The organism is Taklimakanibacter albus (genome assembly GCF_016595235.1).
Classification (GTDB): Bacteria; Pseudomonadota; Alphaproteobacteria; order Rhizobiales; family Aestuariivirgaceae; genus Taklimakanibacter; species Taklimakanibacter albus.
Genome location: NZ_JAENHL010000008.1, coordinates 1008677 through 1028847 on the forward strand (window position 1 = coordinate 1008677; position 20171 = coordinate 1028847).

General features: G+C 64.3%; 17 protein-coding genes. 10 read left to right on the forward strand and 7 right to left on the reverse strand.

The genetic code is table 11. The features are described 5' to 3' along the window. Positions 1-26 precede the first annotated feature (26 nt). Positions 27-1007, forward strand: coding sequence for a GlxA family transcriptional regulator (locus JHL16_RS27765; protein WP_200188133.1), 981 nt, complete (start codon positions 27-29; stop codon positions 1005-1007). Here JHL16_RS27765 and JHL16_RS27770 read toward each other — a convergent pair. Then, the gene (locus tag JHL16_RS27770) at positions 949-1737 is read right to left on the reverse strand and encodes an SDR family NAD(P)-dependent oxidoreductase (RefSeq protein ID WP_200188134.1); all 789 of its coding nucleotides are present in this window, start codon (positions 1735-1737) and stop codon (positions 949-951) included. The genes JHL16_RS27765 and JHL16_RS27770 overlap by 59 nt on opposite strands. Positions 1738-1873: 136 nt before the next feature. Between JHL16_RS27770 and JHL16_RS27775 the strand changes: the two genes are divergently transcribed. The 8 genes from JHL16_RS27775 to JHL16_RS27810 all read left to right on the forward strand — a co-directional run bounded on the left by JHL16_RS27775 (position 1874) and on the right by JHL16_RS27810 (position 11584). Next, positions 1874-2860 carry a sugar ABC transporter substrate-binding protein gene (locus JHL16_RS27775; RefSeq protein WP_200188135.1) on the forward strand — a complete coding sequence of 329 codons (987 nt, stop codon included), beginning with the start codon at positions 1874-1876 and terminating at the stop codon, positions 2858-2860. A gap of 130 nt (positions 2861-2990) precedes the next feature. Beyond that, a complete protein-coding gene (locus tag JHL16_RS27780) occupies positions 2991-3992 on the forward strand; it encodes an ABC transporter permease subunit (protein WP_200188136.1) in 1002 nt (333 codons plus the stop codon). After that, positions 3989-4750, forward strand: coding sequence for an ATP-binding cassette domain-containing protein (locus tag JHL16_RS27785; RefSeq protein ID WP_200188137.1), 762 nt, complete (start codon positions 3989-3991; stop codon positions 4748-4750). Before JHL16_RS27780 ends, JHL16_RS27785 begins: the two co-directional genes overlap by 4 nt. Before the next feature lie 13 nt (positions 4751-4763). Next, a complete protein-coding gene (locus JHL16_RS27790; RefSeq protein ID WP_200188138.1) occupies positions 4764-6365 on the forward strand; it encodes an N-acyl-D-amino-acid deacylase family protein in 1602 nt (533 codons plus the stop codon). A gap of 108 nt (positions 6366-6473) precedes the next feature. Then, a complete protein-coding gene (locus tag JHL16_RS27795) occupies positions 6474-7595 on the forward strand; it encodes an alanine racemase (protein ID WP_200188139.1) in 1122 nt (373 codons plus the stop codon). Between the two features lie 12 nt (positions 7596-7607). After that, on the forward strand, positions 7608-8651 hold the full coding sequence (locus tag JHL16_RS27800; RefSeq protein WP_200188140.1) for a lactonase family protein: 1044 nt from the start codon (positions 7608-7610) through the stop codon (positions 8649-8651). 199 nt (positions 8652-8850) lie between these two features. After that, the gene (locus JHL16_RS27805) at positions 8851-9729 is read left to right on the forward strand and encodes an IclR family transcriptional regulator (protein ID WP_200188141.1); all 879 of its coding nucleotides are present in this window, start codon (positions 8851-8853) and stop codon (positions 9727-9729) included. Positions 9730-9835: 106 nt separating this feature from the next. After that, the gene (locus tag JHL16_RS27810; RefSeq protein ID WP_200188142.1) at positions 9836-11584 is read left to right on the forward strand and encodes an ATP-dependent Clp protease adaptor ClpS; all 1749 of its coding nucleotides are present in this window, start codon (positions 9836-9838) and stop codon (positions 11582-11584) included. A gap of 29 nt (positions 11585-11613) precedes the next feature. Here the strand turns inward: JHL16_RS27810 and JHL16_RS27815 are convergent, their stop codons facing one another. The 6 genes from JHL16_RS27815 to JHL16_RS27840 are packed head-to-tail and all read right to left on the reverse strand — an operon-like array spanning position 11614 to position 18852. Further along, complete coding sequence (locus tag JHL16_RS27815; RefSeq protein WP_200188143.1) at positions 11614-12387, reverse strand: ABC transporter permease subunit; 774 nt, start codon at positions 12385-12387, stop codon at positions 11614-11616. Beyond that, positions 12384-13184, reverse strand: coding sequence for an ABC transporter ATP-binding protein (locus JHL16_RS27820; RefSeq protein ID WP_200188144.1), 801 nt, complete (start codon positions 13182-13184; stop codon positions 12384-12386). The genes JHL16_RS27815 and JHL16_RS27820 overlap by 4 nt, the downstream gene beginning before the upstream one ends. Next, positions 13181-14221 carry an ABC transporter substrate-binding protein gene (locus tag JHL16_RS27825; protein WP_200188145.1) on the reverse strand — a complete coding sequence of 347 codons (1041 nt, stop codon included), beginning with the start codon at positions 14219-14221 and terminating at the stop codon, positions 13181-13183. The genes JHL16_RS27820 and JHL16_RS27825 overlap by 4 nt, the downstream gene beginning before the upstream one ends. A gap of 37 nt (positions 14222-14258) precedes the next feature. Then, a complete protein-coding gene (locus JHL16_RS27830; protein WP_200188146.1) occupies positions 14259-16019 on the reverse strand; it encodes a hydantoinase B/oxoprolinase family protein in 1761 nt (586 codons plus the stop codon). Continuing rightward, positions 16016-18091 carry a hydantoinase/oxoprolinase family protein gene (locus JHL16_RS27835; RefSeq protein ID WP_200188147.1) on the reverse strand — a complete coding sequence of 692 codons (2076 nt, stop codon included), beginning with the start codon at positions 18089-18091 and terminating at the stop codon, positions 16016-16018. The genes JHL16_RS27830 and JHL16_RS27835 overlap by 4 nt, the downstream gene beginning before the upstream one ends. Then, positions 18091-18852, reverse strand: coding sequence for an IclR family transcriptional regulator (locus tag JHL16_RS27840; protein WP_200188148.1), 762 nt, complete (start codon positions 18850-18852; stop codon positions 18091-18093). The genes JHL16_RS27835 and JHL16_RS27840 overlap by 1 nt, the downstream gene beginning before the upstream one ends. 83 nt (positions 18853-18935) lie before the next feature. On the opposite strand from JHL16_RS27840, the gene JHL16_RS27845 reads away from it, so the two are divergent. Continuing rightward, positions 18936-20168 (forward strand): pyridoxal phosphate-dependent decarboxylase family protein, encoded by a 1233-nt coding sequence (locus tag JHL16_RS27845; protein WP_200188149.1) that lies wholly within the window; start codon positions 18936-18938, stop codon positions 20166-20168. The last annotated feature ends 3 nt before the right edge of the window (positions 20169-20171 follow it).

Sequence of the window (20171 nt, forward strand, 5' to 3'; positions counted from 1 at the left end):
GGCCGATAGAGCATATTCTGCCAGATATGAAGCTTATTCTGCCAGCAAGGCTGACCGTCAACATTCTGCTGTTCGATGCCTATTCGAACATGCTTCTCGCCTGCCTGCTGGAGCCTTTGCGGGTGGTGCGCGATGCGGCGAGGGCGGATATCAGCTGGAAGATCCTGACACATGGCGACCGGCCACTGCGCTCATCGAGCGGCCTGACGATCGCGCCCGATCTGCCGCTGGCGAAAGCAGGTCCCTGCAACCTGCTCCTGGTGATTGGCGGCGATCGCTTCCGCAGCGATGCGACGGACCCGGCGCTGCGCCGCAGCCTGCGGCTGGTCAGGCAAGCCGGCGCGGTCGTTGCGGCGGATACCGGGGCGTGGCTTCTCGCCAAAGCGGGATATCTCGATGGGCGACGGGCCACGTTGCATTGGCAATTGCTGCCGGAGTTCTCGGAGACCTTCACCGACGTCGTCGCGGTGAATGCGCCACATGTGCGCGACGGCCGTTGGACGACATGCGGAAGCGCCGCGGCGGCTCTCGAGGTCATCCTGCAGGAGGTCGCACGCCGCTTCGGGCCGGCGGCGCGCTTCGATGCGGCGGCGATGTTCCTCAATGATCCTTCAAACCCTGTGGGCGCAGAGATCGCTCTTGCCGTGCCGCATCCCCATGCCAAGATCCGGCAGATCGTCGGGCTGATGGCCGCCCATGTGGAGAAGCCGTTACGACTGCCGCGGCTGGCGCGCCGGTGCGGCATGACCTTGCGCAGCCTGGCGCGGTTGTTCGAGACCGAGCTGAACATGCCGCCGGGGCGCTACTATCTCCATCTCCGCCTGGCGCGGGCTCGCGAGCTCACCCTGCAATCCGGCCTTTCCAAAAGCGACATCGCCGCGCGTTGCGGCTTCTCTTCGGCCTCGGCACTTGCCCGCGCTTATCGGCGGCTGAGCGGGCATCCGTCTATCACCAGCTCACCAAAGGCTGCCGCAAGCCATTCTCGATCCAGAGGAACTGGCCGTTGAGGCCGGCGGCTTCCTCGCCGACGATCCGCGCGACGAGATCGGCCGCCTTTTCGGGATCATCACCGCCTGTTGTTTCGACCCAGCCCGCCCAGTTCTTGTAGGCGGCGGCTTCGGGGCCGAGCCGCTCGGCCTTCGCGCTGATATCAGTCCACATGTCGGTCTTCACGTCGCCCGGATGGATGACATTGGCGGTGACGCCGGTGCCTTCGATCTCGGCGGCGAGGTGACGGGTGAACTGGTTGAGCGCCGCCTTGCTCGTGCCATAGGCGCTGTCGACGGGGCTTGGCGCCAGGAGCGTGGCGGCGGAAGAGACATTGATGATGCGGCCCCATCCGGCATCGATCATGCCGCCGACAAAGGCGCGGCAGGTCACGTAAGGCGCCACCGTGTTGACCATCAAAGCTTCGATCCAGGCTTGCGGATCACTGTCGCGAACCAGCGCCAGAGGCCCGAAGAGTCCGGCGGCGTTGACGAGGATGGCGGGCGGTCCGAGCGCGCTTTCGACAGCGCCCCGCAAGCGATCAGGCGACAGCTCGCGCGTGAGATCCATCGGCAAGGGGACAGCGCGGCCACCCGCGGCCGTGATCAGAACCGCCGTCTCGCGCAGTTGCGCTTCGCTCCGGGCGATCAGCACGATGCCGGCGCCGAGGGAGGCGAGCCGCAAGGCGGCGCTGCGGCCGAGGCCACGGCCCGCTCCGGTCACCACGGCGATTTTATCTTTAAGTTTCATGGACTTCTTCCTTTCCCCTCAACTCCTGTTCGTCATTTCATACTATCATATAGAAAAGTTTATGTTGATATTTGAAATTCATCGATCTAGCGTTACGTCCGCTGGGATCGGCCAGCCTGATGCATGGGGATGTGCGATGGTGACCAAACTGCGTGCCGTGAATCGCCGTAATCTGATGAAGCTGTCGGGGGCCGGCATCGCCGGCGCCGGTATCGCCTGGATGGGCCTGCCGGTCCTGGCGCAAGAGAAGAAGCGCATCGCGATCGCGCATCCGGATCGCGCCGCCGACTATTATCAAGGCTTCATGAACGCCGCGCTCAAGGAAGCCGAGAAACGTGGCTATGAAGTGCTGCAGAGCTTCTCCGGCATGGATCCGCAGAAGCAGCTCGCCGAAGTGAATACCTGGCTCGCCTCCGGCATCGACGCGCTCGTCGTGCTGGCGCTCGACGCCAATGCCATGGCGCCGACGGTCGCCAAGGTGCATGAGCAGAAGGCGCTCTTCATCTCCTATGCCAACCGCATCGACGGCGAAGACGGCTTCATCAAATGGGCCGACCGCGATGCCGGCGCGCTCCTCGGCGCCTATGCCGCCAAGCACATCAAGGAGAAGCTCGGCGGCAAGGGCGATGTCGGCTTCCTGACGGCGACCAACATTCAGGTCGTCACCGACCGGATCGAGTCGACGCACGAGGCGATCCTGAAGGAGCTGCCCGACACCAAGTTCTTCGAGGCGACGGCCCTCAACGCGCCGGACGGGCTCAAGGCGACGCAGTCGCTGCTACAGGCGCATCCGGAGATGAAGGTCCTCATCTGCTGCACCGATGACGGCGCGCTCGGCGCCCGCTCGGCCTATCAGAACAGCGGGCTGGCCGCCGACAATCTGCTGATCGCCGGCTTCGACGGCGCCAAGCAGAATCTCAATCTCATCAAGGCGCGCGATCCCTATCTGCAGGTCTCGATGGCGCTCGATATCGGCGATATCGGCCGGCGCGTCATCGACATTCCCTATCAGCTGTGGAATGGCGGGCCTGAGTCCGAGACTCATGTGCTGCAGCAATACAAGCTGGTCGGCCATGAGACACCGACCGAGGACATCGACGTCATTCTGAGTGTCTATGCGTGATGGCGGGGCGGAGATGATGGAGGCTATTTCTCCGCAGTTCCTGCCAAAGCACCCGACCCCCATCCGGTTTCCCGGCTGATCGCCGGGAAACCACCTTCCCCGCAAGGATGAAGATGAAAGCATTTCTCCTGTGACACGTCAGCAGATCCTCGGCTGGACCCAGCGCAACGGCCTGTTCTTTGCGCTGGCCATCCTCATCGCCATCTTCTCGATCCTGAGCAGCCGCTTCCTGACGGTGCCCAACTTCACCGTCATCCTGCTGCAGAACGCGGTCATCGGGCTCATCGTCGTGCCGGGCGCGATGCTGATCCTGTGCGGCCTCGTCGATCTGTCGGTGGGGTCCGTCGCGGTGCTCTCGGCGGTGGTATTCGGCCAGGCGATGGCGAGCGGCCTGGGCCTCCCTGTCTCCTTGCTGATCGGCCTCGCGGTCGGCGCCGCCTGGGGCGCCTTCAACGGCTATCTCATCGCCATCCAGGGCTTCTCGCCCATCATCATCACGCTTGGCGGGCTCGCGGGCGCCCGCGGTCTCGCCGAATTCGTCACGCAAGGCTACACGACCTACGGCTATGGCCGCGAATTCGCGTTTCTCGGCAATGGCAAGCTGCTCGGCGTGCCGGTGCCGGTCATCCTGTTCGCCATCGTTTTCCTCATCGGCCTGCATCTGTGGTACCGCGCCCCCCTGGGCCGGCACATGATCGCCGTCGGCGGCGCCAAGGACACCGCCGCCGAGATCGGCATCAAGGTCAAGCTCATTCCCTTCTGGCTCTATGTGGCCTCAGGCTTGGCGGCGGCCTTGGGTGGACTCATCATTGCGTCGCAGCTCGATGGTGCCGCCGTCACCATCGGCACCGGCATGGAGCTCGAAGTGCTGACCGCCATCCTGCTCGGCGGCGTCTCCTTCACCGGCGGGCGCGGCTCGCTGTTCGGCGTGTTGTTCGGGCTGCTCTTCGTCGGCGTGCTGTCGAACGGCCTCGTCCAGGTCAATGTCAGCCCCTATTTCGAGCAGGTCGCCATCGGCGCGGCTTTGTGCGGCGCGGCGGCCCTCGACATGTTCTATCAGCGGCTCGAGCGTCTCAATGTGCCGGTCGAGAGCGAACCTATCGAGGCCCCGCAAGCAGGAGAAGCCCAATGAGCGCGCCCATCCTGGAACTGCGCGCCTTGAGCAAGTCCTTCGGGCCCGTGCATGCCGTGAAGACGGTGAGCCTTGCGGCGCATGCGGGCGAAGTGATCGGCCTCATCGGCGACAATGGGGCCGGCAAAAGCACCCTCACCCGCATGATCGCCGGCGCGATCCGCCCCGATCAGGGCGACATCATCGTCAATGGCCAGAAAGAGCATTTCGAGACGGCGCAGGATGCGCGGCGCGCCGGTATCGAGACGGTGTTCCAGACACTCGCGCTGGTGCCCGGACTCGACATCGTCGAGAACATCTTTCTCGGCCGTGAACTGCTCGTTCCCGGCGCCACCGGACGCGCGACACGGACGATGGATGTCGCCGCCATGCGCCGGCGCGTCGAGGAAGGCTATCAGCGCTTCGGTCTCAACCTGCCCGACATGCGCACCAAGGTCGCCGCGCTCTCCGGCGGACAGCGCCAGGTCGTCGCGATCGCCCGCGCGGTTCTGTGGGGCAGCGGCGTGGTCGTGCTCGACGAGCCGACCGCGGCGCTCGGCGTCAAGCAGACCGAGCTGGTCCTGTCCTTCATCGAAAGACTGCGCAGCCACAAGGTCGCGGTGATCTTCATCAGCCACAATATGCAGCATGTGATGCGCGTCGCCGACCGCGTCTGCGTGCTCAGGCTCGGGCGCAAAGTCCATGACGGGCCGATGTCCAAACTCTCCGGCACCGACCTCGTCGCGCTGATGACGGGTGCTACCATCGCCGCCCAATAGAAAGTTCAACAGAATGACAAACGGATCCATCCTCTTCACGGGAGGCATCGTCGTCGACGGGCTGGGCAACGCCCGCTTCCGCGCCGATGTGCTGGTCGAGGGCGGCCGCATCGTCTCGGTGGGCCCGGCAGGTAGCGATGCCGATCGCGTCATCGCCATAGACGGTCTCGTCATCGCGCCCGGCTTCATCGACATGCATACGCATTCCGATCTGCAGATGCTGTGCAATCCGGATCACACGTCGAAGCTGAGCCAGGGCGTCACCACCGAGGTTCTGGGCCAGGATGGCCTCAGCTACGCGCCGGTCGATGACACGACACTGCGCGAGCTCCGGAGCCAGCTCAAAGGATGGAACGACGATCCGCCGGGCTTCGACTGGAACTGGCGCAGTGTCGCCGAGTATCTCGCGCGGCTCGACGGCAATACCGCGGTCAACACCGCCTATCTCGTCCCGCATGGCAATTTGCGGCTCCTGGTCATGGGTAATGAGCCGCGGCTCGCGACGGCGGATGAGCTCGCGCGGATGAAGGTGCTACTCCGACGGGCGATGGAGGAAGGCGGCGTCGGCCTGTCGACCGGCCTCACTTATGTGCCGGCGATGTATTCCGACACCGACGAGCTGGTGGCGCTGTGCGAGGTCGTGGCCGAGTTCGGCGGCTTCTATTGCCCGCATCACCGCAATTATGGCGCCGACGCCTTGGGCGGCTATCGCGAATGTTTCGAGATCGCGCGCCGCTCCGGCGTGGCGCTGCATCTCGCCCATACACATTTGAGCTTCGAGGCCAATCGCGGCAAGCTGCCGGAGCTTCTGCGCATGTTCGACGAAGCGCTGGCGGACGGCGTCGATCTCAGCTTCGATAGCTATCCCTATCTCGCCGCGATGACGACGCTGCATTCACAGCTCCCCGGCTGGGCCCAGGCGGGCAGCGGCGCCGAGCAGATGGCACGCTTACGTAATCCCGAAGATCGCGAGCGGATCATCGCCGCTCTCGATGTCGACGGCTCCGACGGCCATCAAGGCCTGACGGTCGACTGGAGCGGCGTCTATATTGCGGGGCTTCCCGGCGCGCCGGAGCTCGACTGGATCATGCAGGTGAATCTCGCGGAGGCGGCGGCCAAGCTCGGGAAACGCCCGGCCGAGCTCTGTCTCGACATTCTGCTCGCCACCGACCGGGCAGCGCCGTGTGTGTTCTTCATCGGCATCGAGGAGCATGTACGCACCTTGATGCAGCGCGAGGAACATACCGTCGGCAGCGACGGCATCCTGGTCGGCGAACGGCCGCATCCGCGCTCCTGGGGCACTTTCCCGCGCATGCTCGAGACTTATGTCCGCGAGGAGAAGGTGCTGAGCCTCGAGGAATGCGTGCGCCACATGACGAGTGCCGCCGCTGACCGGCTGAGACTCGCCGACCGCGGCCGCATCACCGAAGGCGCCATTGCCGATCTGGTCGTCTTCGACAAGGATAAGGTCAAGGCCAATGCCACTTATGAAAAGCCGCGCCAGGCGGCGACCGGCATCCGCCATGTGCTGGTGAATGGCCAATTCGCGGTCGAGGATGGCACAATCACCGGCCAACGCGCCGGGCGCGTGCTGAGATTGGGTGGACGGTCGTGACTTTACATCGTCATCCCGGCGCAACGAAGCGGGTGGCGGTGCTCGCGTGGATGGGCTTTTATGGGTCCCGGCTTTCGCCGGGATGACGGAATAGGAGAAGCGTTTACAATGAGCTGGATCGATCTCGATATCGCAACGCCGGGTCTCGTCATCGATCTCGATATTCTCGACCGCAATCTCGACGAGATGGCCGGGATCGTGGCGGCCGCCGGCATCGAGCTCTTCCCGCATGCCAAGACGCATCGGATGGCCGAGGCCGGACTGCGCCAGATCGCGCGCGGCGCCCATGGCCTGTGCGTCGCCAAATTGGGCGAGGCCGAGGCTTTCGCGGCCGCAGGCGTCAAGCGCTTCTTCGTCGCCAATCCGATCGTCGGAAAAGCGAAAGCTGCGCGGGCCCTCGCTTTGGCGCGCAAGGCCGACCTCGTGCTCGCCACCGACAGTGTCGCTGGCGCCGCCAGCATCGGTGACGTCTTCGCCGCAGCAGGCGAGAGATCGCGGCTCATGCTGGCGATCGATTCAGGGCTCGGGCGTGAGGGCGTTCCGCCTGATGCCGCGCCCGACATTGCTGCGGCGATCGCCGCCCTGCCCGGCATCGACCTCACCGGCATCTATACACATGAGGGATCTACTTATGCCGCCAAGGATGCGGCCGACCTGGTGCGGCAGGCGCAGGCGGCCGGAAGCCTGATGGTCTCCGTCGCCGAAGCGATCCGGGCCAGGGGTATCGCCCTTCCCGTCGTGTCGCTCGGCGCCTCGGCATCGGCACGCGCCGTGGCGCAGGTGAAAGGCGTCACCCAGATCAGGCCGGGCATCTATGCCTTCAACGATGTCGGGCAAATCGCGCTCGGCAATGCGACGCTCGCCACGACGGCGATCCGCGTCATGGCGACGGTCGTCAGCCATCCCGAAGCGGGCCGCGCCTGCATCGATGCCGGCTCGAAATCGCTGAGCACCGACCTGGTTCCCGCGGTGGCGCGGCGGGCCGAATATCCAGGCATGGGCCTCCTCGTCAACGCGCCCGGCTGGGTCATCGAGCGGATGTCCGAGGAGCATGGCTGGCTGCGCTGGCATGGCGAAAGCGAGCCGGCGCCGCTGCCGGTCGGCACACGGCTCGAAATCGTTCCCAATCATGTCTGCATGGCTTTTGCCATGTTGCGGCGGGCCAGTATTGTGCGCGAAGGTGCCATTATCGATCGCTGGGAGGGATTCGGGCCCGGCTCATCCGAATAGCGGAGGGATAATATGTCGGACTTCAAACTCGCGCCCGGCCAGGCGCTTCTCGTCGCCTCGCGCGGCACAGGTCCGGAGCACGGGCTGACCCGCTGGGTGCAGCATAATAGCCAGTGGCGCGGGACACGGCTCGCAACGGTGAACCAGCTGTCGAGCCTTGCCCGTCACCCGTCGCTCCCCGTCGTCTATGGGACATCGCGCGTCGATGACGAAGGCGACATTCATGCCTGGCGTATCGAAGGCGACAAAGCGGCAACGCTCAGCGAGAAATCGAGCGAAGGCGCTGAGCCCTGCCATATCGTGGTCGATCCCACCGGGCGCCTGCTGCTCTTCGCCAATTACACCAGCTCCACCATCGGGGTGCAGCGGCTCGATGCCAAAGGCGCCTTCGATGGCCCGGTCGAACTCGTGCGGCTGAGAGGCAGCGGACCCGAGACCGAGCGGCAGGAGGACGCGCATCCGCATCAGCTCTTCTTTGCCGGCGATACGCTCGTCGTCATTGATCTCGGCGCCGATCTGGTGCGCGAATATGCCGTCGATCCGAGCCGCGCCGGCGCCTCAGCACTTAGCGAGACGCGCCAGACCGCCGTACCTCCAGGCGCCGGTCCGCGCCACGGCGTGGTGCTTCCCGATGGCAGGCTGGCGATCAGCGGCGAGCTCGGCTCCAATCTGCTCGTCGGGCGCCCCGGCGATCGGCCCGAGGCTTGGGCGCATGTGCCGAGCACAAAACGCACCGGCCCGGCCAAAACCCGCCACACCCGAAATTATCCGGGCGACATCCAGCGCTCGCCCGATGGGCGGCATGTCTATTTCGCCAATCGCGGCTATGACACGATCAGCACCTTCGATGTCAGCGGCAAGACACCGACGCTTATCTCCGAGATCGATGCCACGGTCGCCTGGCCGCAGCATCTGTTGGCCAGCGCCGATTTTGTCCTCGTCGCCGGCTGGGACTCATCGGCGGTGCGCGTGTTGCCGCTCGATAGCGGCCGTCCATCGGAAGCGCGTCCCCTGTTCGACTGCGCCGGCGCCGGCTGGCTGCTGCTGTGGGATTAGAGGCGCGATCATGAAAGCTGATTGGGTCGACATGTCCTCCCTTCGTCATCCCGGCGAAAGCCGGGATCCAGAAAAGCCTCGCCACACGAGCAGCGCTGCGCGCATGGCACGAATTTTATGGGCCCCGACTTTCGTCGGGGTGACGATGGATGGATGGACAGCGCAGATGCGCTGCCCTGGACAAAGATAAGAAGCCCGAATGGCGAAGCGAACCGAAGATCCAGGCGCCAAGAAGCGCAAGCCAACCGCCAAGAAGGCGATCGAAACGCTCGCGGGCCTGGGGGACGGTGACGGCAAGCGCGGCTATGCCGTGCCGGCGCTCGAAAAGGGTCTCGACGTGCTGGAGCTGATGGCGTCGCTTTATGCGCCGATCACACCGAGCCAGATCGCGCAGCGCCTAGACCGGTCGCTGCAGGAGATCTATCGCGTGGTGCTGGCGCTCGAGCGACGCGGCTATATCGTCAGGCCGCCCGGCGAGGAAGCACTGGTGCTGTCGACGCAGCTCTTCGGGCTGGCGACGATGTTTCCACCCTTCCGGCGGCTGGTGGACGCGGCGCAGCCGATCCTGAACGCGCTGGCGCTGGAAGCCTCGCAGGCCTGCCACATGGCGGTGCTGGACGGCCTCAACCAGCGCATCGTGGCGCAGGTCGACAGTCCCGCGCCGATCGCCATCCGCCTGCGTGTCGGCGCCGCGAGCCCCGCCGTCCATGGCGCGTCCGGGCGCACCCTCATCGCGTTCCAGCCGGCCGCGGTGCAGGAGTGGTTCTTCAGCGAGGCCGTCGCTCTCAACCCGGCCGACTGGCTGGCCTCCTGCCGCAAACGTGTCGCCGACATCCAGGCGCGCGGCTATGAGCTGATCGAGGGCGAAGTCGTGCACGGCGTCATCGACATCAGCTTCCCGATCCTCAATGCCGAAGGCCGCTCGCTCGCCGCACTGACCATGCCGTTTCTCACCAGCTACCAGGTCGTCATCCCCTTCGAGGAAGCCGCCCGGATGGCGCATCAGGCCGCGAGCCGCATCACCCACGCGATGGGCGGCACACTCACCGAGCTGAAGCGGCCGCTGCAGCAGAGCTGACGGCGCGCCTGCTGTTGATCCCTCGCAACAGCCGTTTAGGAAATGGCCCTTGACCGACAACGCAGAATTGGTACAAATAGGGAACAAACCTATTTACGGCAGACATATGAGCAGCTCAGCCGCGGAAAACACCGACAAACTGATCGTCCTCCATAATGACGACGAGACACCGGATGATTTCGTCGTCGAGCTTCTCGTCGATATCTTCGGGAAGCCGCAGGCTTATGCAAAGTCGCTGGTCGCACGGATATTCGCCGAGAATCGCGCCGTATGCGGGGTTCTTGCGGCCGCCGATGCGGCTGCGGTGCTCGCCACGGCGCGGGAGCGTATCGAGGCGTCCGGCTTTCCCCTGCGCATCACCGTCGAGCCCGTTCCGGATGACGGCGAGGCGCGCTGCACCTTCTGCTTCACCGCGGCAACGGCGGAGCGCACGCTCTTTAACGGCAATGCCACGCCGATCTGCCATGCCTGTGTTCAGATGGCCGCCGGCCATCTTTCGGAGCTGGCGCGCCGGAAATCCTTCAAATACGCATATGAAGCCATCAACTGGCATTTCGCGGGTCTGGCGCAGAATGAAATCGTCACGGCGATGCGCCGGTTTCCCGGACATATGCGCGCCGATCTTCAGTTGGCGCTCGACCAGCTCTTTGCGACCGATCCCATCCGCTTCTTCGGCATTCATGAGCCGCATCGCTATGAGACGCTCTCCTTCACGGCTCTGGCCCAAATCGGCCGGAATGCCGCAACCCTCGCCGCCGCGCAGTTTCAGGACGTCGATATTGGAGAGGACGAGCCGGTCAGATGCCTCAGCAACGGCCTGTGGCTGCGGCGCGAGGCGGATTTGCGTTTCGCAATCGTCCTCTCCTCGCATCGCGAATATGGCCGGGAGGCCGGCTCCTGTGTGGAAATCGCCGTCCCGGCCGGTGAAGCGGGCTCGGCCTTCGTCCAGCGTTGCTTCAAGACGCTGGAGGCGGCCATCAACGCGGCGCGGTCGTATCGCGGCAAGGTGCTGTCATTCGAAAGTGAGGCGGACTATCGCGGGCAGAGCAAGGGCCTGCTGGTGCACCGTCTTCCCGATGTAGGACGTGAGGCGGTCATCCTGCCCGATGCGACCCTCAGGCTGCTCGAACGCAATGTCCTCAGATTTGTCGACAGCCGTGAGAAGCTGCGCCGGCTCGGCCAGTCGACCCGAAAGGGCGTGCTTCTTTACGGTCCGCCGGGTACCGGCAAGACACACACCATCCGCTATCTCGCGAGCAATCTCCCCGGACATACGACGCTCATCATCACGGCCGGACAAATGGGCCTCCTCGCCCAATACATGACCCTCGCCCGTCTGCTGCAGCCCGCCATGGTGGTGATCGAGGACGTCGATCTCATCGCCCGCAACCGCGAGGACATGCAGGGCTGCGAGGAGCCGCTTCTCAACACGCTGCTGAATGAAATGGATGGGCTGAAGGAAGATGCAGACATCATCTTCGTCCTCACCACCAACCGACCCGAACAACTCGAAGCCGCTCTGGCCGGCAGGCCCGGGCGTATCGATCAGGCGATCGAGGTACCGCTCCCCGACGAAACCGGCCGCGAGAAGCTCATTCGCCTCTACGGCGCCAAGCTGAGACTTTCGGATACTCTCATGAAAGAAGCCGCCGGCCGCACCGAGGGGGTCAGCGCCGCGTTCATCAAGGAATTGATGCGCCGAACGGCTCAGTCCAGCCTAATACGTGGAGAGTCGGCGGTGACCTCAGAAGATATCGCAGAGGCTCTGAACGACATGGTGTTTTCCGGCGGCCGGCTGAACATAAGACTATTGGGTGGCGCTGAAGGTGAGCCGATCCAGGCGAGCGGAGCATAGGCATCTTTGGATTGGGGTCGAAATCCCCTTCAAGGCTGCTTCCACCTCATCAGCCGGCCTTCGATCTTCTCCATCAGGGTCGAGAGCGCGAAGGATACGGCCACGAGCACGACGAGCACGGCGAAGACGCCATTGGCGTCGTAGGTGTTGGAATAGTAGCTGACCAGGCTGCCGAGCCCCTTGCCGCCGGCGATCAGCTCGGCGGTCACGACGCCTAGCAGGGTATAGACGAGACCAAGCTTGAGCCCGGCGAAGATAGCGGGGATCGCCGTCGGGATGACGATCTGGCGGAATATCTGACTGCTGCCGAGCCCGAGGCTGCGCGCCAGCCCGCGATGGTCGGGATCGACCGAGCGCGCACCCGCCAACGTGTTGAACAGCAGGATGAAATACATCAGCGAGACGCCGGATATGACCTTGGACGTCATGCCGAGACCGAACCAGACGATGAACAGCGGCACCAGCGCGACGCGGGGCAAGGCGTTCAGAGCATCGAGAAAGGGCTGCACGATCTCGCGCAGGATCGGCACAGCGGTCAGCAGAAGCGCGCTGGCGAGCGCCAGCACACCGCCGATGCAAAATGCCAGAGCGGTCGCCGACAAGGTGTCGAGGATGGGCCCATAAATGGATCCATCGATGAACATGCGCGCAAGGCCCGGCAGGAAAATCGACGGCTGGCCGATGAAGGCGGCGGGAAAGACGCCGGTCCGCGCCGCGAGCTCCCACAGGCCGCCGACGCCGAACAGCAGCACGAGGCGTCCGGCCAGGACTTTCGCCGCATGGGAGGTTCTGCCGGCCGTCACGCATTCCCTCCCGGATGCAGCCGCGCGGAAGCGGTTGCCTGTTCGAGACTGTCCCAAAGCTGGGCGTAGAGATCATGATAGGCGCGTGTCTTCTGGAGCGCGCTCACCGAACGCGGCCGCGGCAGATCAATGGGAACATCCGCGAGGATGCGGCCGGGCCGGGCCGTCATGACGACGACGCGATCGGCGAGTGCAATGGCCTCGCCAAGATCGTGGGTGACGAGCACCACCGTGCTGCGGGTCCTCTCCCACAATGACAGAAGCTTCTCCTGGAGCACGAGCTTCGTCTGCGCGTCGAGCGCGCCGAAGGGCTCGTCGAGAAACAGGAAATCGCTCTCCAGCGAGAAGGTGCGCGCCAACGCCACGCGCTGGCGCATGCCTTGCGACAACTGACTCGGATAATTATCCGCGAAGCCGGTGAGCCCCACATCCTCCAAAAGCTGAGCCGTGATCGCGTCGTGGTTTCCCGGCCGCCGCCGGGCCTTGAGAGCGAAATCGATATTGGCTGAAGCGGTGCGCCACGGCAGCAGGGCATCACGCGCGAACATACGCGCCGTGTCCGCGCGGCCTTCGACGGGGGGACGTCCGCCCACCAGGACGTTGCCCGACTGATGCTTGCGGATGCCGCACATGATGTCGAGCAGCGTGGTCTTGCCGCAGCCGCTCGGCCCGATCAGTGCGATGAACTGGCCGGGTCTGCTCTCGATGCGAATGCCGTCGAGGATCGCCACGTCGCCGTAGCGGTGGCTGACCGCCTCGATGCGGATACCCTCCTGACCCGGCGCCGCGACGCTCATGGCCGCGGGGCTCCTTCGTAGATGACCTCTTCCGGCTTGACCGGCCGCGAGGCGAGGCCGGAGTCGGCCAGATATTTGTTCCAGCCTTCGATAGCCGCCGGGTCGATCGTATAGCCAAGATAGTTGTCATAGGTTTCGATCATCTTCGCCACGGTCGCGGCCCGGCTGGCCTCGGGAATGATGGAAACCGCCACATGCTTGTTGACCAGCTCGGTGAGCTTGTCGCGATTGGCCGGGTCCTTCATCCAGGTGATGGCGTCGACATGCGCCCTGATGAAGGCATCGACGGTCGGCTTGTTGTTCTTGATGTAGTCCCCCTTTGCGGCAAAACCTTCAAAGGCGCCGCCGAGCTGGGTGAGCGCCGCCGGCCCCTCCCCCTTGCTCAAATCGAGGATGATCTCGCCGCTGCCGTCTCCGGTGACGATCTGAGTGAACGGCGTGAAAGCGACCTGAACATCCACCCGTCCCGCCTGCCACGCGGCGAGCCCCGTCGTCGCCGAACCGACGGCCAGGTAGGTGACGTCATTCGGACTCATGCCCGCATCCAGGAGGACGGCATTCATCATCAGATGCGTCGTAGCCCCCAGCGCATTGACCCCGATCGTCTTGCCTTTGAGATCGCGGATGACCTCGGGATATCCCTTCGCCGCATTCGGCAACGACTTCTTGTCACGGGCGATCACGGAGTAGAAATTCCTGATCTCGTTTCCGACGACCATCTTCAGATCGGTGCCCTTCAGCACATTGAGGATCACCTGGTCGGCCGGAGGCTCGGCGAAATCGATGCTGCCGCCCAGCATCGCGGCGACTCCCGCAGGCCCGGAAGCCGCCACCACCAGCTCGGCATCAAGGCCGTGTTTCTTGTAGAAGCCCTGATCCAGCGCGACATGGGCCGTGAGGGACGTATAGGCCCCCTGGTAAACCATCACGCGGATATGAGCATTTTCGGCGAATGCCGGCACCGTCAAAGCCGTGCTCGCGACGGCTGCCAGAAAAGCCCGGCGCGTCCAGCTGGGAAAACCACTCCGTTGTGACATTGTCCTCTCCTTTGTCTTTTGTTCTGCAGTTTTCGATCTATGCCGCCGAGACGATCCGCCTCTCGGGTTCGGATGCCCGCCTCAGCGCCTCGGTCGCCGCGACGTCGACGGATGCAGAATCATTCGCCAAGGCGATGCCGTATTCACTGCGTGCCGCCTCCGGCGAGACCAAACCGTCGCGCACGTCGCGCAGCACCGCGGCCGGATCACGCTTCAGCGGATCGCCATAGCCGCCACCGCCGGGCGCCTGGATCGACAGACGCCGGGCGCCGAGCCGCTCGACACCATAGGGAAAGGGCTCGTAGACCGATCCGTCAGCGGCGGTCAGCGACAGGAAGCCGGCACCGCCTTCTCTACCACCGCGCACACCAAGTCCGCTTGGCTGGCCAATACCCTCGCCACGAAAGGAATATTCAGCCTCGGTTTCGATCTCGACATCGAACAGGACGCCGGTGCCGCCACGCCTCTCTCCGGCGCCGCCGCCATCGACGCGAAGCTCATGGCGAAGCACCCTGATGGGATAGAGCTGCTCGTAGGTCTCGGCATTGGGAATCGAAAGCCCCCCGAGCGTGACCATCGGCCCGATCTGGTTGAAGCCATCGCGGTCGGCGGTGGCGCCGGCGCCGGACGCGCCGCCCCAGTTGTACATGACCCAGGTCGATCCGCGCGCGTCTGTTCCCGCGGTGACCGGAAAAGCGTTCTTCCCCCAGCCGGCGAGCGCACGATCCGGCATCGCCTGGCCAAGCGCCCACCAGACCATGTGCATGATCTCATGGGCCGGAAAGACGGTGCACATGGTCACCGGCGCCGGCGACCTGGCGTTCACCACCGTTCCCTTCGGCGCGTTTATCGACAGGCATCGGAACGTGCCCTCATTGCGCGGCATGTCGGCGTCGAAAAACGAAGCGACGGCGGCGTAGACGGCTGAATAGGTGTTGGCGAGAGAGGAGTTCTTGAAGCCCCGGATCTGGGGATCGGTGCCGGTGAAGTCGACATGCAGATCGGTGCCTGATTTGGTCAGCGTCACCTTGAACCTGATCTCGACCTCCTCGAAACAGTCGGTGTGATAGCGCTCTTCGGCTACATAGGTGCCGTCCGGCAACACACCGAGCGCGGCGCGCATGCGGCGGTCGCCGTGATCGAGGATCTGGTTGAAAAGCTCGCGGGTCTCTTCGACGCCGAACTCATCGACGAGTTTCATCAGCTCGCTCGCGCCGACCTGCGTCGCGCCGAGCATGGCGCGGAGGTCGCCATCGAGCAAATCCGGGCAGCGCGTGTTGATCATCAGCAATTGCCAGAGATCTTCGCGCAGGATGCCTCTCTCGATCAGCCGCAAGGGTGGCAGGCGTATCCCCTCGTGGAATATCTCGGTCGCTTTGGCATTGTAGGTGCCGGCGGCACCACCCCCGATGTCGGACTGATGGGCGCGATTGCAGGCAAAGGCGACGAGCCTGTCGGCCGCGAAGACCGGGCGGGCAATCACCCAGTCGGGCAGATGGTTGCCGCCAGCCACGTAGGGATCGTTGAGAAGGAATACGTCGTCCGGCGCGATCCGGCCGAAAAACGCATCCAGAAGCGCACGCACGGCGAAGCCGCCACCGCCGGTATGGATCGGGATGCCGTCCGCCTGCGAGATCAGCAGACCCTCGCCATTCGTCAGATAACAGGAAAAATCATGCGACTGATTGAAGATCGGGCTGCGCGACGTGCGGGTCATGACCCAACCCATATGCTGCGCGATATGATCCAGTCGGTTCTGTACCAGGGCCACGGTGATCGGATCACAGCTGCTCATCATTGCCCCATCGAAACCCTGTAATTGCCGGAAGGATCGACGGTGAGGCGATCACCGCAGCCGATCATCACGGTCGTCGTCTGCTCGTCGATGATGGCAGGGCCGACGATCACCTGCCCCGCACCAAGGGAACTCCCCCGATAAATCGGCACATCACGCCAGCCGGACTCCTGGTCGACCCAGACGGGCCGCGTCTCGGCCGGTGCGCCAGGCGCAGTGACGGCGTCGGCCCGCGCCGATGGCAGCGGCGCGATCAGGCCGAGCGCGATCAGCCTGATCTTGGTGATCTCGATGACCCCATCCGGCTGGGTATGGCCGAAAAGGCGTTCATAGTCTTTCTCGAAGGCCCGGCGAACCAGCTCAGGATCGAACGCCTTGCCGACCTCGATGGTGACGTCCCATTGCTGGCCGAGATAGCGCAGATCGAAAGCGCGCCTCAGAGCGGTCTTGTCGGGAGCAAAGCCCTCGCGCGTCAGAAGCTCAACCGCCCTGGCCTCGAGCACATTGAAGTGCTCCTCGAGAAAGGCGGACGTCACTTCGTTCAGGCGGCCCCACAGGACCCGCATGTAGTCATGCCGGATATTGGCGTTGAGCATGCCCATGGCGCAAAAGGCGCCCGACAGTTTCGGTATATAGACTTGCGCGCAGTCGAGCGCGCGACCGACGGATGCGGCATGCAGCGGGCCGGCGCCGCCGCCGGCGATGAGAGTAAAGCGTTCCGGATTGTGGCCACGCTCGGTGCTGACCCGTTGCACCGCATGCAGCAGCTTCTGCTCCATCATCTGGATGATTCCGGCCGCTGCCTGCTCGACCGTCAAACCAAGCGGCTTCGCCACTTTCTCGCCGATCGCTTTTTCGGCAAGCACCTTGTCAATGACCAGCGCGCCATTCGCATAAGGACCGGGCTTGAGGCGCCCCAGGACGACCTGCGCATCGGTGATGGTCGGCTCGGTGCCGCCATGGCCGAAACAGGCAGGTCCCGGCCGCGCCCCGGCGCCCTCGGGGCCTACCTGCAGAAAGCCGGCGCTGTCGACCCGGGCTATCGTGCCGCCGCCCGCGCCGATCGTATGCAGGTCGACCGAAGGCGTGACGCATTTGTAGCCGCCGATGTCGAGCAAATCGACCGCGGCGACCTCGCCTTCGTTCATGATGATGACATCGCAGCTCGTGCCGCCGATCTCGATCGAGATGAGATTCCCGGACCCAATGGCCTCGCGATAATAGTTGAGCGCACCGACACCCGCCGCCGGACCCGACAGCAGCAGCGTGACGGCGGTGTCGCCGAGCTCGGTGACCGAGACGGCGCCGCCATTGCTCTGGATCAGGACGAAGGGCGACTTCAGACCATTGCCGGTCAGCGCATTATTCAGGCTGCGCACATAGGACAGCGTGACGGGCGAGACATAGGCGTTGAGGACAGAGGTCGTGGTGCGCTCATATTCGCCCATCACCGGCGCTATGGCATGGGAGACCGAAAGCATCAGGTCGGGCGCCAGTTCCTTGATCCGCTCGGCCGCGGCGGCCTCATGCGTACCGGAAAGGTAGCTGTTGAACAGACAGATCGCGACCGCCTGCACGCCCTCTTCGCGAAAGGCGCCAATCGCCGCTTCGACTTCGCTCAGATCCAGCGGGTCGATTTCCTTGCCCTGTCGATCGAGCCTTCCCGCCGCCGGCAGGCGCAGATAACGCGGCACCAGAACCGGACGGTAAGGCGTGCGGTGATCCCACGGATTTTCACGTATGCCGCGCCTGATCTCGAGCGCATCGCGAAACCCCTTGGAGGTAACGAGCCCTACTCGCGCGCCCTTGCCTTCGAGCAGCGTATTCGTCGCAACCGTCGTGCCATGCACGAACAATGTGCAGCGGCCAAGGAGATCGCCGACACTCATCCCGCGCGATGCCGCAGCACCCGCAATGGCATCAAGGGCGCCCTGGCTCGGATCATGGGTGACGGTCGGAACCTTGTGAACCTCGATGGCGCCGGTGGAGGACGCCAGGACGAGATCGGTAAAGGTGCCGCCGATATCGACTCCAATCCGCCAGCTCTCCGGTTTGGCAAAGGCCAGGCTGTCCATCACCGCGCCGCCTGCTGCTGATCGGGCTGGGCCAGCAACGCCTGTCCGATCTCGGCCGCGGCCTGCTGCAGAAGCGGCGCCACGCGCTGAACCCAGCTCTGATTCATCCGGAACAGCGGCAGCGCGATACACAGAGCGGCGATCGGCCCACGCGTGCCCATCACCGGCGCGGCGATGCCGCCGACATCGGCATTCCAGCCGCCGCGGTTGATGGAATAGCCGCGCACTCGGGTGCGTTTCAGCTCTGCTTTGAGATTTTCCGGCTCGGTGATCGTGAGCGACGACGAGGGCGCGAGGGCCGCCGGGATGTGCCGGTCGACATAGGCGCCGTCCTGGAAGGCCAGCAGCGCCAGTCCGGTCGAGGTGCAATGCGCCGATATACGGTCGCCGATATTGGCGTGGACGCGCACGATCTGACTGCTTTCGACGAGGTGGACATAGGAAACCTCGAAACCGTTGAGCACGCCGAGGATGGTGCCCTCACGCGTCTCGCCGACGAGCCTCTCCATGATCGGGGAAGCGGCGTGGACGAGATCGGCGGTCGGGAAAGAGTTGCCGATCCGCCAGGCCTTGAAGCCGAGTTGGTAGAAGCCGCCAGGCAATCGCTCGACGTAACCGCACTCCACCAATGTTGCCAGCAGGCCGTGCAGGCCTGACTTCGAGATGTCGAGCTCCTGGGCAAGCTCGTTGAGCCGCCAGGGACGCTGCTGGTCCACCAGAAGGTCGAGGATGCGGAGGCCTCTTGTCAGACTGGAAATCATCTTGTTCTCAAATAGCGAATATGCTTTCGTCTAATACGAACGTAACAAGGATGCCGGGCGGCGTCAATCGCAGGAGCGAAGAAATGAAATTGCCGATCGAGGGACTTTCGCGCGCCCATCTGAGAGAAGCTCTCGAGGCCGCGCGTGAAAAGGATGTCGATTGGCGCAATGGCCGCATCGGCATGTATATCCACTATGCCGGCGAGGACGTGCTCGAGGTGGCCAAGGAAGCCTATCTCGCCTATTTCAGCGAGAACGGTCTCGGCCCCAGGGCTTTTCCAAGCCTGGCGAAGTTCGAGGACGATATCGTGGCGATGAGCCTGGAGCTGCTGCATGGCGGCCCGGATGCGCGGGGCGCCATGACGGTCGGCGGCACCGAGAGCATCCTCCTGGCGATGAAGAGCGCCCGCGATCGGGCGCGTGCGCGCGGCTACACGGTCGGAACAGCCGAGGTCATCGCCGCGAATTCGGCCCATCCGGCTTTCGACAAGGCCGCCCACCTGCTCGGCATGAAGGTGACGCGCATACCGGTGGACAAGGATTACAAGGCCGATGTCGCCGCGATGGAGGCGGCTATCGGGGCCGATACGATCATGCTGGTCGGCTCGGCGCCGGCTTTCCCACATGGCGTCGTCGACCCGATCCCCGAGCTGGGCGCATTGGCGCAGCGCAAGGCGCTATGGCTTCATGTCGATGCCTGTGTCGGCGGCTTCAGCGCACCTTTTGCGAAAATGCTCGGCGCCGACATTCCGGAATTCGACTTCGCCGTGGCCGGCGTCACCTCGATGAGCGCCGACCTTCACAAATACGGTTTCACCGCGAAGGGCGCGTCCTGCGTGTTGTTCGCAAGCGCTGAGGACTTCGCCTTTCTCCCCTATGCCTTCAGCAACTGGCAACGCGGCGCCTATGCCACCAAGACCTTCGTGGGGACGCGCGCCGGCGGCGCCATCGCCGCGGCCTGGGCGGTCATGCAATATCTCGGTGTGGAGGGTTATAAGGACAAGACCCGGCGCATCCTCGCCACGCGGCAACGCTTCTGCGATGCCGCGACTAAACTCGGGTTTCAAATCTGGGGTGATCCGCAACTCGGCATCGTCTCCTTCGGCTCAGATGACATAGACATGTTCGCGGTGGCCGAACAGATGGAGAAGCGCGGCTGGATGGTCGGACGGCTCAGCGAGCCGCGCGGGCTTCACATGATGCTCAACCTGACTCACGAACCCGTGGTTGAGGACTTCGCCCGCTGCCTCGCCCAGTCGCTGCGCGACGTGCGCGCGGGAAAGCTGTCTCCAGCCGTTACCGGCGCGCAGTATTAACCA

What these genes read in the sequence shown, in the direction of transcription:
- JHL16_RS27765 (WP_200188133.1), top strand. Translation starts at nt 27, where the DNA reads ATGAAGCTTATTCTGCCAGCAAGGCTGACCGTCAACATTCTGCTGTTC.
- JHL16_RS27770 (WP_200188134.1), bottom strand. Translation starts at nt 1,737, where the DNA reads ATGAAACTTAAAGATAAAATCGCCGTGGTGACCGGAGCGGGCCGTGGC.
- JHL16_RS27775 (WP_200188135.1), top strand. Translation starts at nt 1,874, where the DNA reads ATGGTGACCAAACTGCGTGCCGTGAATCGCCGTAATCTGATGAAGCTG.
- JHL16_RS27785 (WP_200188137.1), top strand. Translation starts at nt 3,989, where the DNA reads ATGAGCGCGCCCATCCTGGAACTGCGCGCCTTGAGCAAGTCCTTCGGG.
- JHL16_RS27790 (WP_200188138.1), top strand. Translation starts at nt 4,764, where the DNA reads ATGACAAACGGATCCATCCTCTTCACGGGAGGCATCGTCGTCGACGGG.
- JHL16_RS27795 (WP_200188139.1), top strand. Translation starts at nt 6,474, where the DNA reads ATGAGCTGGATCGATCTCGATATCGCAACGCCGGGTCTCGTCATCGAT.
- JHL16_RS27800 (WP_200188140.1), top strand. Translation starts at nt 7,608, where the DNA reads ATGTCGGACTTCAAACTCGCGCCCGGCCAGGCGCTTCTCGTCGCCTCG.
- JHL16_RS27805 (WP_200188141.1), top strand. Translation starts at nt 8,851, where the DNA reads ATGGCGAAGCGAACCGAAGATCCAGGCGCCAAGAAGCGCAAGCCAACC.
- JHL16_RS27810 (WP_200188142.1), top strand. Translation starts at nt 9,836, where the DNA reads ATGAGCAGCTCAGCCGCGGAAAACACCGACAAACTGATCGTCCTCCAT.
- JHL16_RS27820 (WP_200188144.1), bottom strand. Translation starts at nt 13,184, where the DNA reads ATGAGCGTCGCGGCGCCGGGTCAGGAGGGTATCCGCATCGAGGCGGTC.
- JHL16_RS27825 (WP_200188145.1), bottom strand. Translation starts at nt 14,221, where the DNA reads ATGTCACAACGGAGTGGTTTTCCCAGCTGGACGCGCCGGGCTTTTCTG.
- JHL16_RS27830 (WP_200188146.1), bottom strand. Translation starts at nt 16,019, where the DNA reads ATGATGAGCAGCTGTGATCCGATCACCGTGGCCCTGGTACAGAACCGA.
- JHL16_RS27835 (WP_200188147.1), bottom strand. Translation starts at nt 18,091, where the DNA reads ATGGACAGCCTGGCCTTTGCCAAACCGGAGAGCTGGCGGATTGGAGTC.
- JHL16_RS27840 (WP_200188148.1), bottom strand. Translation starts at nt 18,852, where the DNA reads ATGATTTCCAGTCTGACAAGAGGCCTCCGCATCCTCGACCTTCTGGTG.
- JHL16_RS27845 (WP_200188149.1), top strand. Translation starts at nt 18,936, where the DNA reads ATGAAATTGCCGATCGAGGGACTTTCGCGCGCCCATCTGAGAGAAGCT.